Below are 13,229 nucleotides of genomic sequence, written 5' to 3' on the forward strand. Positions count from 1 at the left end.
GCTCCCGGATGCGGCGCCGCGCGTATCGACCAACTTCGCGCACGGGAGCTACCGGGGATTGCGCACGCGCATCCGTCATCAAAGACGCTGCGCAAGTAACGGGCTGGGCATGCCCATTGTTAGTCGGTGTAGGTGCCTACGCAGCCCCTATCCTGCAAGAGTTCGATGCCGAAATGCATGCGCGCATCAGTAGCTCTCGTTGGCAGCCGAGACTGGAAAACAGAATCCGTCCATGCCTTTAAAGAATGCTGGCACTCAGCATCGCCCACAAATGCGACCAAGCCGCCAACGCAACTCCATCACCTCACGGCGAGCGCTGCAGCTGCCGTTCCAGCGCCTGCGCAAACGCCGGCAACGGGCACGCCATCCGCTGCTCACCAGCGCAAACGCCTAACGCCAACGTCTGCTGCAACGGTGGGTGGTCCAGATCCAGCGGTGCCAATGTGCGCAATTGGTCCAGCGATTGCGCCAGGTACTGCGCGCGCACGCTGCGATGGCCGTCAGGCATGCGCCACAGGCCCAGCACCAACGCGCCACCGGGCGGCGGGTCGTCTGCGCCATAACCAGGTAGATGGAAGTGCACGCCCAGCAGACTGCTCAATGCCGCGATATGCGTGTCGCTGCCGACGAAGACAGACACCTTCGGCGCGCCCGCGTCGCCGAAGCGCTGCAGCACCTCGCGCGCCAGCGGCGCACCCGAGCGCGAGGCCATGTAATGCGGCCGCGCATAGATGTCGAACAGCAGCGCGTGCAGGCGCGACACCTGCGCCAGGCGCTCGGGAGTGGCACGCCCCCAGCCAACCTGCGACAGCGGCATGCCTTCGGCGTATTGCAGCAGCAGCACTTCACCGGTGCCGGAGGCCAGGTCGATCGGCCCGCCCAGCGCCAGGCCGCGACCGTCCGCCGAAGGCTTCAAGGTGGATGGCATGCGCGCAAAGTCACAAGGTGTTTTGGTGCAGCCCAGGATCTGCTGCAAGGCCTGCAATTCCGCGGCATGCCCCTGCAGCAAGGCGGCCGGGCCGCCGGTTTCACGCTGGATCGCTGCAACCGCTGCGTTCGCATCGAAAGGCACGGCACCGGCTTCGATCGGCCGGAACAACGGATCGTTACTCCCGACCGCGCGATGCCCTGCCTGCACGTTGCAGCCAGGCGCCAGGGCGTCGGCCAGCAACGCGCCACTGTCGATGGTGCGTTGGTCGGTATTGGCCCAGACCGTCAGGCTGCCCGGCGCCGGGCAGCCATTGCGGGGCAGCAGCGCCTGTTGCACCAACCACTGCCGCAGATACTCGCCACTCAGCTGCACCGCCTTGCGGCCATGCGGGGTGACCAGGCTCGCTGGCGTGGACCATTGCGGCCAAGCTTCGTCGGCGTAATGCGCCGCAGCCGCTTCGCCTTGCAGCGGCGCACGCACGCCGTGCCGGAACACCACCACCACCCGTTCCAAGGTCGCGCTGGCAGCTGACGCCGCCGGGGTCGGTCGTGGTGTACAGCCCAGCGACAGCGCGGCCACCAGCAGCACGCCGAGCGTTTGCCAGCGCAAAGGAGCTGCAGCGGCCCGCAGCCGCGCTGGCCTGCGCGCGAACGTCCGCAGTGACTTCAATTCTGCAACCACCACTGCAGCGGGATCAGAACACATACTTGGCCGTCACCAGGCTGGTCATGCCGGAATCGACGATGTCGGAGATGGCCGTGTTGTCGTGGCCCACGTGCGCCCAGTAGCTGTGCTGCCTGGTGAGGTTGGCCACGGACAGGTCCACGCGCAGATGGTCGGTGGGCGCGTAGCCCACGTGCAGGTCCACGCGGGTGATCGGCTTGATCCACAGGTTGTCCCAACGCGCGCCCTGGTTGAGGTAGTCGTAGACCGACACGTATTCGCCGGAATAGTGGTAACTCAGATTCACCGACCACGGGCCTTTTTCGTAGAACACCTCGGCGTTGGCGAGCAGGTCCGGCGCGTTCTGGATGCGCTCGTGCGCGAAGCCTTCCTCGCCCAGATCCACGCGCGTGGTCTGGCGCGTCACGTTGGCACCGATGCCGAAGCCGTCCAGCGGTGCCGGCAGGCCCTGGAAGGTTTGCCGCACCGCCGCCTCCATGCCGAGCACGCGGCCGTCGCCACCGTTTTGCGGGCGCACGAAGCGCGTGCTGGCGGTTCCACTCTCGCCAGCGTTGGCGGCGTCCGAACCGCTCTCGTAGATGTAGTCGGTGAGGCGCTTGTAGTAGCCGGCCAGCATGGCGTGGCCGCCCGCATCGTTCTGCCACTCGCCGGACAGATCCACGTTGAGCGACTTGATCGGCTTCAGATCCGGGTTGCCTTCGGTGATGGTGGTCTGGCCATCGGCAGAAATATCGGTGGAGCGGCCGCCGCCGAGTTGCACGAAGGCCGGGCGCGTGTAGCTGGTCCACACCGAGCCGCGATAGACCGCGCCATCGCCGTCGGGGCGGTAATTCACGAACACGCTGGGCAGCACCACGTTGTAGCGGGTCTGGTTGTTGGCAAAGGCGCCCACCTGCTCCACGCCGCCCACCGCGGCTGGCTGCGCCCAGAAGGTGTTGTCGATGCTGGTGTGCTCAAAACGCAGGCCGGGGAGGATTTCCCAGTTGCCGGTGCGCAGCGTGGCCATCACATAGGCCGCGCTCACCGCTTCGGTGGCGCGCATGGTGTTGCAGTTGAGATTGTTGACCGCCAGCCGCCCGCAGCTGTCGAAACTCTCCGGCGTGAGCGTGCGCGCGATCAAGGCATTGAGGGCATCGTTGCTCAGGCGCAGCGTGGGCAGCGCGTACTGGCCCGGGTACACCGCGTCGTAGCGCTGCGCCACCAGGCCGGTATCGCGCAGCAAGGTGCCATCGGTGTACTTGGCGTTGGTCCAGTCGCGGTCGGTGAAGCTGCGCGAGCTGTCCACGTACTTCACGCCGAATGCAATCCGGCTCAGCACGCCGTCGTCGAAGTCGTAGCTCACATCGAGCTTGCCGCCGCCCTTGTCCTGGCCGCTGTACTGCTTGGAAATCTGTCCCGTCCGCCGTGCAAACAAGCTGCCGACATCCGAGGCCTGCGCCTGCATCGCCGGCGTCAGCAGCGGAATCGGGAAGCCGTCGCCGTCGTAGCTGATGAAGCGGTTGGCACCGTAGGCAAAGTTGGTGGAGCTGTATTGATCGTTGCGCGCGGAGATTTCCACATGGTCCGGGCGGTCATTGTTTCCGGTGCCGTAAAACACATTCGGTGCGAACGTCCAGTGCCCCAGCTGTTTCTCGGCACCGAACTGGATGGTGGCCAGGTCTGCTTCTTCCGGGTTGGTTTCGTACCAGTAGCGCACGGCCACGCGGTTGATCTGCGGCTGGTAGACGCCGCTGGTACCGATCTGCGTATAGCTGACATTGGCCGGCACAAATTGCGTGTAGCCGGTGTTCTGTTCGGTCTTGGCAAACGCGTAGGTCATGCGGGCGTACAGATGCAGGCTGGGGTCCACGCGCCAGTCGAATGCAGCGTTGCCACCGTAGCGGCGGGTATCGCCTTGCGAATAACCGATGTTCACGCCGGTGCTCTGCAGTGCGTCCTGCGGGTCGGTACCTGCCGCCAGCGCGCCGCTGGCATCGGTGCGGGCAAATTCCCAGGAGCCATCGCTGCGCGCGGCAGAGGCGCCGGCCACTTCGCTGTTCACGAAATGGCGCTCGTCGTAGTACGCACTGACCGCCACGCCGAATTGGCCATCGGCGCCGAAGCGCGCATGCCAATCGCCGGCGGCACCACTGCCCAGCCCGGAATCGCCGTAATCACGCGCGCGGCTTTCCATGCGCCCGCTCAGGGTGATGCTGCCGCCCTGGCGGTCTGGCGAATCGAACGCGCTGGGGGTGCGGTAATCGATGGTGCCGCCGATCGCATCGCCATCCATGTCGGCGGTGGAGGTCTTGTTCAACACGATGGTCTGCAAGCCGGAGGGCGGCAGCAGGCTCAGTTGCACGCCGCGGCTGTACGGCATGCCTTGCGCGACGTTGACGCCGTTGATCAGGTTGACGTTGTATTCGGCATTGAGGCCGCGTACCGAGGAGAACATACCCTCGCCACGCGCAGCGCCGTCGATGCCGCCGAAATACGATTGCCCGGTGTTGATGACATTGACGCCCGGCATCAGCCCCAGCGCTTCGGCCACATTGTGCACCGCGGTGGTCTTGAGGTCGTCGGCAGAGAGCACATTGACGGTGTTGGTAGCGGCCATCTGCATGTCGGTCGCGTTGTAACGCGTGGCCGCCACGGTGACCTTGTCCAAGGTAGCCATCTGGCCCTGCGCGGGCGCGTTGGCCTGGGTGTCTTGCGCAGCGGCATGGCCACCCACGATGCACAACGAAAGGCACAGCGCCTGCGACAGGCGCGAGGGACGCAACAACACACAACGACGCATCATGAAAGATCCAAAAGTGCAGCGGCCTGCCATGCCTCTACATGACGACCACCGGGAAGTGGGGGCATTCGACGCGACCGGCTCCTCGGCGCGTCACCTGCAAGCAGGCGCGGCGCATGGTGGCCGGGGCATATTTCAGTGCGGTGACGCGTACGCGATGCGGTGCAAACAGACGCAGGTGATGCGGAATTGCGCACAGTCGATGGCGCAGCAGGTGGCGTGCGCCGTTGAAGTGCGCAAGCGGTCACGCTCGCATCGCTCCTGCAATGAGAAAGACCGCATCGCCGGTTTGCGTGCATGAATCTTGATGAATACCAGGTCTCTATTTGAGGAATTCGGTGCGGCGACGTGATTCGCAGCTGCATTGCGTAGTGGATGCGCTGATGCACCGCCGCCGCGTGCGGTCTGCTGTTTGCTGTTTGCTGTTTGCTGTTTGCTGTTTGCTGTTTGCTGTTTGCTGTTTGCAAGACAGAAGAGCATCACCGCGATGCATGCGCACAACTGACAGCCCCGCAGCATCAGGCGTGAATTCGCCACGACAGCACGTGTATGCGCTTCCGCATCTCAGACGGTCTGATGCAAGTCAGCGTGGATGGAACCTGCAATTCGCTACAGCCGCAACGCAGTGATGACACCAGGCGCGCATCGAAGCCGAGTCAGGCAAACGTGCCCACCGCTGCCACGCACGCAAGCGATGCGTGCGCGGCGTAGTCCACTAAGCGTGGCTACCAAAACGTAGCGAGCGGCCGTCAGGTGGGTGCGGACGGCGCGGAAGAACCGGAGTGTCCGCCAGTACCTGAGGATTCCGAGCACCGGCCGCGCCCGCCTGGCGGCTGCGCAGGCGTTTTGATCGCTGCGCTAAGTGCGCAGGAACAACTCCACGCGCCGATTCAACTGGCGCCCGCCCGGATTGTCCTGCCCTTTGACGGTATTGGGCGCCAACGGCTGCGATTCGCCATAACCCTTGGCGCTGGCAGACTGCGCGGTGCCGCGCGTGCGCAACGCGGCGAGCACCGCGTTGGCGCGGCGCTCGGATAGCGCCTGGTTGTAGTCATCGCCGCCCTTGGCATCGGTATGCCCACGGACTTCCATCTGCGCGACGCTGACCTTGCCGAGTGCAGCCGCCAGCGTGTCCAGCACGCGTGCCGCGTCCGGGCGGATGTCTGCCTTGTCGAAGTCGAAGAGGATGCGGTCGCTCAGGGTGATCACATACCCGCATGGCGCACCGGGCGGCGCGAACTTCTGCAGCAGCGGGAACCGGCCCGCGGGCGGCACCTTGGGTAGCGGCGGCATCCGTACCTGCCGTGGCGGCGTGCCCACGGTGCCGGTGCCATCGCCATGGTTTTGCACCAGGCCATCGGGGCCGTTCCACAGACCCGAACCGTCGGCGTTGATGGTCACCAGCCCACGCGGCCCGTTCCAGGTGCCGCTACCGTCGCCGTGGTTGTCCACCAGGCCGTGCTTGCCGTTCCAGGTGCCGGCGCCCTTGCCGTCCAGGCTGATCAGCCCGGCCGGGCCGTTGTAGGTGCCCGCGCCCGACGCTTCGACCTGGATCAACGCACCCTCGCTCTGGCCGTCATCGGCGCTGTTGATGGTGCCGCTGCCATCGGCGTTGACCTGGACCAGGCCGCCATCGACGTTGGCGGTGCCACTGCCGTCGGCCTTGAGCGCGAACAGGCCGGCCGCACTGTTGCGCAGCAGATTGCCGTCGGCATCCACGCTGGTGATGCCGGCATCGTTGATCAGCGTTCCGCCGGTGTCACAGCGCGCCGGTGCCACGCGCACGCCGTCGATCGGGTCGAGGATGTCCTGCAGCGACGCTTCCAATGCGCGCTGCGCCGGAGTTACGCCGGCGATGTCGGGCACCACGATCTGCGGAATGGCCGGGAACTCGGGAACTGCCGGGCTGCTGGCTGGCTCAGCCGCCGGAGCTGGTGCGGACGCAGACGCTCTCTGCGCCGTTGGTGCAGATTCCGGCACGGCAGCTGCCTGATCCTGCTGCCCCTCCCCGCGGCTGCAGCCCAGCAGCAACATGGGCACCCACAGCACTGCCAACAGCGTCTTGCGCATCGCACCTTCCTTGTTCGAGGAACCGCCTGATAGCACGGGTGCGGTAAACAATGCGCTAAGCCGGGCCTGCGGCCCTGCAGGCAGGCACCGAAGCCTGCGTTGCTGGGGCGCCGACGCCGTGCGACCCGTTGCAGCACACCATCACTCAACGACCGCCCAGGCAATTGCGCAGCCGTGACAGATCGTCAGTGCGTGGCCAGATCAGTCGGTGCGTCGGTAGCCAATTGGGCCGAAGCATCGGGCGGTGCATCCGTCGCGGATTGCACCGCCGCGGGCACCGGCGACGATGCCGCACCCTGCAACTCTGCGTGCAGGATGCGGCGGATCTCCAGGATCGCCTGCGGCGTTTCCTGCACGCTATGCCAGGACGTCACCACCAGTTCGGAGGCGGCGCCGTCCAGATGCGCGCTGCGATACGGCACCAGACCGTCGTCGGACATGGGTAGCGGCACCTGCGGTTTTTCGCGGCCGATGATGGTGTGGTAGCGCACCGAGGGCGCGATCGGCAGATCCGCGGCCGCGCGCACGAACGGGTCGGTATCGCGCAGGTTGTCGATGCTGGTCGGCGGCAACAGGCGCCGCTTGCGTTGCGGCTCGCCCGGTGCATCGCGCTCGCTGTTGGCCAGGTCCTGCAGCACATCGCCGAACCGATCCAGCAAGGCGATCGGCAGGCGCACCAGGCGGCCGACGAAGCGCCCCAGCCCGCCTTCGGCCAACGGCGTGCCGCGGTGCGGCGCGGCGATGAAGATCGCGCGGTCGATCTGCGGCATCGGCGAAAAATGCAGCAGCGGCGACAGCTTCTGCCGGATCCGCGCACCGCGCTCGCCTTCCAGCCGGTAGTCGGCCAGCAGGCTGCTCCAGATCTGCTCGCCAGACGAGGACACCAGCAAGCGGCCGATCACCCCGCCCATGCTGTGACCGATCAACACCATGTCGTGCGAGGCCGGCGCATCACCCTGCGGGTCGAAATGCCGCAGGCTGCGTTGCACCAGTTCCTGGATTTCGGCGCGGTTGACCGCCAGCGGCGCGTTGGTGGGGTAATACACCTGCCAGATCTGATAGTGCTGCCGCAGCGTTTCATCGCCCATCACTTCATTGGCGACATTCACCCAGGCCTCCGGGCTGCTGGCCAGGCCGTGCAGCATCAGCAGCACGCGCCGGTTCGGGTCGTAGGGCTGCATCAGGTATAGATGCGGGCGATCGATGCCGCGCGCGCGGCCCAGCATCGAGCGCAGCGATTGCGCGGCAAAGCCCGACTTCGCAAGCCACAGGCCGTACGCCGCAGTGAAGTTGGCCGCCAATGGCACGCGCTGGCCATGCAGCATCACTGCGGTCTGGCGATACGGGTCGTAGGGCGCGACCGTGGCGCTGTCGGTGTGCAGCACCGCATCCAGCGTGTCGCCTGCAAAACGCAGCAGGACCGTGGCCGGTGCATACGGCATCTCGCTGAAGGTGGGCAACGGCCGCTGCGGGTCTTTTGGCGCGGGCAGCGCCTGCTGCACGGCCAGGCCGGCCGGGTCGCCGACCACCGCCGGGTCTACCTCGGCCACCAGATCTGCACCGAAGCCGTCGCGGCGATAGGTGCTACGCAGCCCGCCGAAGCGCAGCGACGATGCCGCGAACAACGCACGCGGCGTATTGCCATCGCCGGGCAACCGGTAGGCGGCCAGATCCACATTTACGCGCCAGCGGCCCACCGTGGTGGCTGCAGGTGCGCTGGCGCCGGCCTGCTGGGCGCGCACGAACAGGCGTTCGACCACCTGCTGTACGGCGTAGTTGTAGTAATCGCGCACCTGGGTCTGGCGGTTTTCGAAGGCCCGCTCGCTGGGCGCGCGCGTGGTGAAGAACAGATATGCGTAGGCATGCCGCGCCGCTTCCAACCACGCATCCAATGCCGCGTCGCTCATCTGTGCGGGTGTGCGCCCGCTCAACGCGATGGCCTGCGTGATCCACAGCTCGGCCTGGGTGGCCAGCCGGCGCTCATCGCCGATGCCGGCCACCGTGCGCAGCTGTTCGATGCAGGGCAGTGGCGTCTTGCGGCAGGTTTGGGGATCCAGCCCGGCCACCTGCAGCGTCTCGCTGCCGGCCTGGCTGAGCGTGCCGGCACTGAGGATGTCGCCGCGGGTCTGGGCGATGTAATCGCCGCTGCTGCGCGCCTTCACCGTGACCATGGCGCAGCCGCTGAGCCACACACAGGCCAGCACGGCCACGCCTGCCACGGCGCGCCGCGCCCAGGTGCTGCGGCTCATCGGTGTGCGCTCGCTGCAGATGCCGGTGCCGGTGCCGGTGCCTGCGGCATGCCTGCACGGATGCGCGCGGAGAAATCTTCGGCGCGGTCTGCGGCGTGCGCACGCGCAGTGAAATGCCCACGTTGCTTCAGCGTGGCGAAGTCATAGCCCGGCATCAGCCCGTGATGGTCGAAGGCGTATTCGTCCGCATAGCCGGACAACAGCAGGCGATGATCCAGCGGCAACGTCGGCCGCAGCTGGCGCACCAGCGCAAACACAATGGTGGTGCAGTTGCTGGTGAGCGTGTTGTAGAACGCCGGCGCGCGGTTCAAGTCGTTGGCCAGTCCCACATAGCCCATGAACATGCGGCGCAGGCCGGCCTTGGGAATGTTCAGGCGATACAGATACATGTCCTCGCCACGCACGTTGGTGCGCACGCGCAGGATGTCGCGCTCGTCGGCGGCCACCAGGGTCTCTTCGAAGCTGCGAAAGAAGCCACCCAGCGCGGAGAACGATTCGCCGCGTTCCTTGCGGATCTCCAGTGAGAACACCACATGCGAGCCATCGTCGAAACCGAACGATACCAGCGTGTGCGCAATCGCCGGGCCCATCCAGTACGACAGCGCCAGATCCGCGCTGACCAGGTGATCCAGATCGTACTGACGCGTTTCCCAGCGCGGCTGGTAGTCGGTTTCGCTATGCCAGTCGAAGTTGCGCACGTTGTGCAGCGTGACCAGGTTGCCGTGCACTTCCGGGCGCAGACGCTGGGCGACATCATCGGCCCAGTCGCGGTCCTGGCTGGGCTGCATCAGCCACCACGCCGTGCCCAGCGCCACGAAGGCTGCGGCGAAGATCCCCACCAGCGCCCAGTTCTCGCGCCGGCGCCGCAGGCCCCACAGCGCAGCGAGCGCCATCGCGCACCACGAGGCCACCCACCCGGCGCGCACCACGCCATTGCCGCTGAGCGCGAAATAGATCGCCAGCCCGCCCCAGGTGGCGGCCACCACCACCGCAAGCCGCAATGCCCAGCGGCCGATGCGCGCACGCGTGGCCGGTGTCATTGCGTGCCGCCAACCGGTACCGGCATGCCCAGCGCGTGCATCAGCAGATCGGCGGAGCGGTGTGCCAGACGCTTGCGCTCGGCTTCGTCGCTGCCACGCAGGCAACTGCCCAGCATGTCCATCACCAGGACCAACTGCTCTTCATCCAGATCCGCGCGGCACAGGCCGGCCTGCTTGGCGCGCTGTACGAACGGTAGAAAAATGCCGACCACGCGCTGGTCGACCGCTTTCACTGACGGATGCGCGCGCTCGATCGAACGCCAGAAATCCACCATCGGTGCGGACTGGGCGATGTGTTCGGCCACATCGTGCAGCAGCACGGCCAGACCGTCCGGGCGATCGCCCAGGTCGGCTGCCAGCCGCTCCAGTCCATCCAGGCCGCGCTCCATCAGCGCGGTCATCAGGGCCAGGCGGTCGGGGAAATTGCGGTATAGCGTGGCGCGGCCAAGGCCGGCACGTTCCACCACCAGTTCTAGCGGAGCGTTGACGCCGTGTTCGCTGAAGACTTCGTCGGCGGCGTCGAGAATCTGCCGGCGGCGGAGCGCGGCATCGGGGCGGGGAGCTGTCATGCCGGCATTATCGGACAGATTTGTCCGGTTGCGCCAGAGCCCGCTTACCGAATGCACGCACTCTCCGACCAACGGTCGGATCAGCCGGTGTTCTGCACGCCTTGCGCCACCCCGTTGACGCATGCCACCAGCGCACGCAGCAGTTCTTCGTCTTCGCCATCGGTGGCACGCCAGCGTTGCAGCAGATCCACCTGCAACACGCTGATCGGGTCGATATACGGGTTGCGCAGCCGGATCGACAACGCCAGGCGCGGGTCGTGTTGCAGCAACGAGCGCTGCCCGAGCAAGGTCTTGACCCAGTGCTTGGTCAGCGCGAGTTCGTCGCGAATGCGCGGGAAGAAACGCGCGTGCAGCGGGCCAGCCAGGCGCGAGAACAGCTCGGCGATATTGAGATCGCCCTTGGATAGCACCATGGCGATGTCGTCCAGGAAGGTGCGGAAGAACGGCCAGTCCTGCGCCATCTCGCGCAGGCTGTCTTCGTGCCCGGCCTCCACCGCGGCCTGCAGGCCACTGCCCACGCCGTACCAGCCGGGGATCACCGCACGCGCCTGGCTCCAGGCAAACACCCAGGGAATCGCGCGCAGGTTCGACAACGCCGCGTCCTGGCCCAGCCGGCGCGAGGGGCGCGAGCCCAGCGTCATGCGTTCGATCACATCGATCGGCGTGGCCAGGCGGAAGTACTGCATGAAATCCGGCGCGCCGACAAAACCGCGATACGCCACCGTGCTGCGCTCGGCCACCAGATCCATCACTGGCCGCCAGGCGTCTTCGCGCGGCTCCGGCGCGCGCGGGCGCAGGCTGGACAACAACACCGCGCCGGTCATCTGCTCCAGCGAGCGTAACGCCAGCGCGCGGATGCCGTACTTGCGATGGATCACCTCGCCCTGCTCGGTCACGCGCAGGCGTCCATCCACGCTGCCGCGCGGCGCTGCATCCAGCGCGCGGGTGGTCTTGCCACCGCCCCGCACGATCGAACCACCGCGGCCGTGGAAGAAGGTCAGGCGCACGCCGAGTTCGGCGGCGGCCTCCAGCAGCTCCACCTGGGCGCGTTGCAGGCCCCAGCGCGAGGCCGCAATGCCGCCGTCCTTGCCACTGTCCGAATACCCCAGCATCACCATCTGGGTGTCGCCGCGCGCGCGCAGGTGCTGGCGATACACCGGGTCGGCCAGCAGGTCCTGCACGGTGCCGGTGCCGCCGCGCAGATCGTCCACGGTTTCGAACAGCGGCACGATGTCCAGCGGCACCGCACCGGCGTCATCGACCAGGCCACCACGCCGCGCCAGCGCTAGCACGGTGAGCACGTCGGCGCGATTGTGCGCCATCGAAATGATGTAGCTGCCCAGCGCATCGGCACCATGCCGCGTGCGTGCATCGGCGAGCGCGGCGAACACCGCATCCAGCCGCGCGTTGCCTTCGTCGTCCACCTGCGGCAACGCCTGCTCACCCGAGGCATATGGGCCGAGCAGACCGGCACGGTGGGTGGCGTCCTGGCTGTCCCAATCGGCTTGCCCCAATGCATCGGCCACCGCGCGCGCATGCACGCTGGATTCCTGGCGCACATCCAGCCGCGCCAGATGGAAACCGAAGCTGCGCACGCGCCACAGCAGGCGGCGCATTGCGAACCAGCCCGCGTGCAAGCCCTTGTTGACCTCCAGGCTGTCCAGGATCAGTTGCAGGTCGTGTTCCAGCTCGGCAGGCGCGGCGTAGGCGCCGTCGGCATCGTCCAGGGTGGCCTGCAGGCGCGCGCGCATCAGGTCGTTGAGCAGGCGGTACGGCATGTCGCCGTGGCGCGGCCGCGAGCGTGCGGCGGCGTCGGGCAGCAGCGCCTGGTAGCGTTCCAGCTGCGCGCTCAGCGCCGGGCTCACCGCCACCAGCGTGGTGGATTGGCTGAGCAGGCTCGCCAGCTGCCACAACTCGTTGAGATAACGGTCCAGCACCGCGCGCCGTTGCGCGTCCAGGGTGCCGGCAATGGTGTGCGCATCCACGTTGGGATTGCCGTCCATGTCGCCACCGACCCAGGTGCCGAAGCGCAGCAGGCGCGGCAACGCCGGCGTGCTGCCGTAGGTTTCTTCGATGGCGTGTTCCAGGGTTTCGTACATCACCGGGATGACGCGGTAGAGCACCTGGGTGAGATAGAAGCCCACGTGCTCGCGCTCGTCTTCCACGGTGGGGCGCACCGGCGAGGAATCGGCGGTCTGCCAGGACGCGGTCAACGCCATGCGGAACCGCGCCGCATCGGTGGCGCGCTCATTGGGCGTGCGCATGCCATCCAGGTTGTCGACCAGGCTGGCGACCATCAGCTGTTCTTTTTCGAGCAAGGCGCGGCGCACCGCCTCGGTGGGATGCGCGGTGAACACTGGCTCCACGTCGATGCGCGGCAGCCATTCGCTCAACTCGTCCAACGTCACGCCCTGCGCCTTGAGCCGGCGCAGCGCATCGTGCAGGCCTTCCGGCTGCGGGGTGTCGGTACCGCTGCGCTGGTAGTCGCGCCGGCGCCGGATGCGGTGCACGCGCTCGGCGATGTTGACCACCTGGAAATAGGTACTGAAGGCACGCACCAAGGCCTCGGCGGCGCGCGGTTCGCGGCCTTCCAGCAGCGACAGCAAGCCGGCGGGCGGCGTATCGCTTTCGCGGCGTGCGATCGCGGTGGTGCGGATGCGTTCGATTTCTTCAAGAAAGTCCGCAGACACCTGCTCGGCGAGCAGGTCACCGACCAGGGCACCGAGCCGACGGACATCGTCGCGCAAGGGAACGTCGGGGGTAGCGAAGACAAGACTGCTGCGGTACTCGTTCATCGGAAACGCACACCCTCTTCAAGCGCAAAGTCGTCGAAGACTAACCCAAAAGGATTAGATGATCGCGACAGACGCGACGGTTTCACCTTGAACCATCGCGTTGACGGGCGCT

General features: G+C 66.7%; 8 protein-coding genes and 1 other RNA gene. All 9 read right to left on the reverse strand.

All coding sequences use genetic code 11. The features are described 5' to 3' along the window. Positions 1-304: 304 nt before the first annotated feature. Positions 305-1,636, reverse strand: coding sequence for a histidine-type phosphatase (locus ACCQ09_RS17625; RefSeq protein WP_040941765.1), 1,332 nt, complete (start codon positions 1,634-1,636; stop codon positions 305-307). Further along, complete coding sequence (locus ACCQ09_RS17630) at positions 1,626-4,397, reverse strand: TonB-dependent receptor (protein WP_040941766.1); 2,772 nt, start codon at positions 4,395-4,397, stop codon at positions 1,626-1,628. The genes ACCQ09_RS17625 and ACCQ09_RS17630 overlap by 11 nt, the downstream gene beginning before the upstream one ends. Before the next feature lie 132 nt (positions 4,398-4,529). Further along, positions 4,530-4,931, reverse strand: a complete 402-nt coding sequence (locus tag ACCQ09_RS17635) for a hypothetical protein (protein WP_228427854.1) — start codon at positions 4,929-4,931, stop codon at positions 4,530-4,532. Between the two features lie 186 nt (positions 4,932-5,117). Beyond that, positions 5,118-5,192, reverse strand: a non-coding RNA gene (locus tag ACCQ09_RS17640) — sX9 sRNA. A 60-nt stretch (positions 5,193-5,252) separates the two neighbouring features. Further along, a complete protein-coding gene (locus ACCQ09_RS17645; RefSeq protein ID WP_488646139.1) occupies positions 5,253-6,464 on the reverse strand; it encodes an OmpA family protein in 1,212 nt (403 codons plus the stop codon). Positions 6,465-6,649: 185 nt separating this feature from the next. Further along, positions 6,650-8,713 (reverse strand): esterase/lipase family protein, encoded by a 2,064-nt coding sequence (locus ACCQ09_RS17650; RefSeq protein ID WP_228427852.1) that lies wholly within the window; start codon positions 8,711-8,713, stop codon positions 6,650-6,652. Continuing rightward, the gene (locus ACCQ09_RS17655) at positions 8,710-9,753 is read right to left on the reverse strand and encodes a DUF4105 domain-containing protein (RefSeq protein WP_012439198.1); all 1,044 of its coding nucleotides are present in this window, start codon (positions 9,751-9,753) and stop codon (positions 8,710-8,712) included. Before ACCQ09_RS17655 ends, ACCQ09_RS17650 begins: the two co-directional genes overlap by 4 nt. Next, positions 9,750-10,322 (reverse strand): TetR/AcrR family transcriptional regulator, encoded by a 573-nt coding sequence (locus tag ACCQ09_RS17660; RefSeq protein WP_014506704.1) that lies wholly within the window; start codon positions 10,320-10,322, stop codon positions 9,750-9,752. Before ACCQ09_RS17660 ends, ACCQ09_RS17655 begins: the two co-directional genes overlap by 4 nt. 80 nt (positions 10,323-10,402) lie before the next feature. Continuing rightward, positions 10,403-13,117 carry a phosphoenolpyruvate carboxylase gene (gene ppc / locus ACCQ09_RS17665; RefSeq protein WP_228427851.1) on the reverse strand — a complete coding sequence of 905 codons (2,715 nt, stop codon included), beginning with the start codon at positions 13,115-13,117 and terminating at the stop codon, positions 10,403-10,405. Between the last annotated feature and the right edge of the window lie 112 nt (positions 13,118-13,229).

It is taken from the genome of Xanthomonas sp. NCPPB 2586 (assembly GCF_041475775.2).
Lineage (GTDB): Bacteria > Pseudomonadota > Gammaproteobacteria > Xanthomonadales > Xanthomonadaceae > Xanthomonas > Xanthomonas campestris.

What these genes read in the sequence shown, in the direction of transcription:
- ACCQ09_RS17655 (WP_012439198.1), bottom strand. Translation starts at nt 9,753, where the DNA reads ATGACACCGGCCACGCGTGCGCGCATCGGCCGCTGGGCATTGCGGCTT.
- ACCQ09_RS17645 (WP_488646139.1), bottom strand. Translation starts at nt 6,464, where the DNA reads ATGCGCAAGACGCTGTTGGCAGTGCTGTGGGTGCCCATGTTGCTGCTG.
- ppc (WP_228427851.1), bottom strand. Translation starts at nt 13,117, where the DNA reads ATGAACGAGTACCGCAGCAGTCTTGTCTTCGCTACCCCCGACGTTCCC.
- ACCQ09_RS17630 (WP_040941766.1), bottom strand. Translation starts at nt 4,397, where the DNA reads ATGATGCGTCGTTGTGTGTTGTTGCGTCCCTCGCGCCTGTCGCAGGCG.
- ACCQ09_RS17625 (WP_040941765.1), bottom strand. Translation starts at nt 1,636, where the DNA reads ATGTGTTCTGATCCCGCTGCAGTGGTGGTTGCAGAATTGAAGTCACTG.
- ACCQ09_RS17660 (WP_014506704.1), bottom strand. Translation starts at nt 10,322, where the DNA reads ATGACAGCTCCCCGCCCCGATGCCGCGCTCCGCCGCCGGCAGATTCTC.
- ACCQ09_RS17650 (WP_228427852.1), bottom strand. Translation starts at nt 8,713, where the DNA reads ATGAGCCGCAGCACCTGGGCGCGGCGCGCCGTGGCAGGCGTGGCCGTG.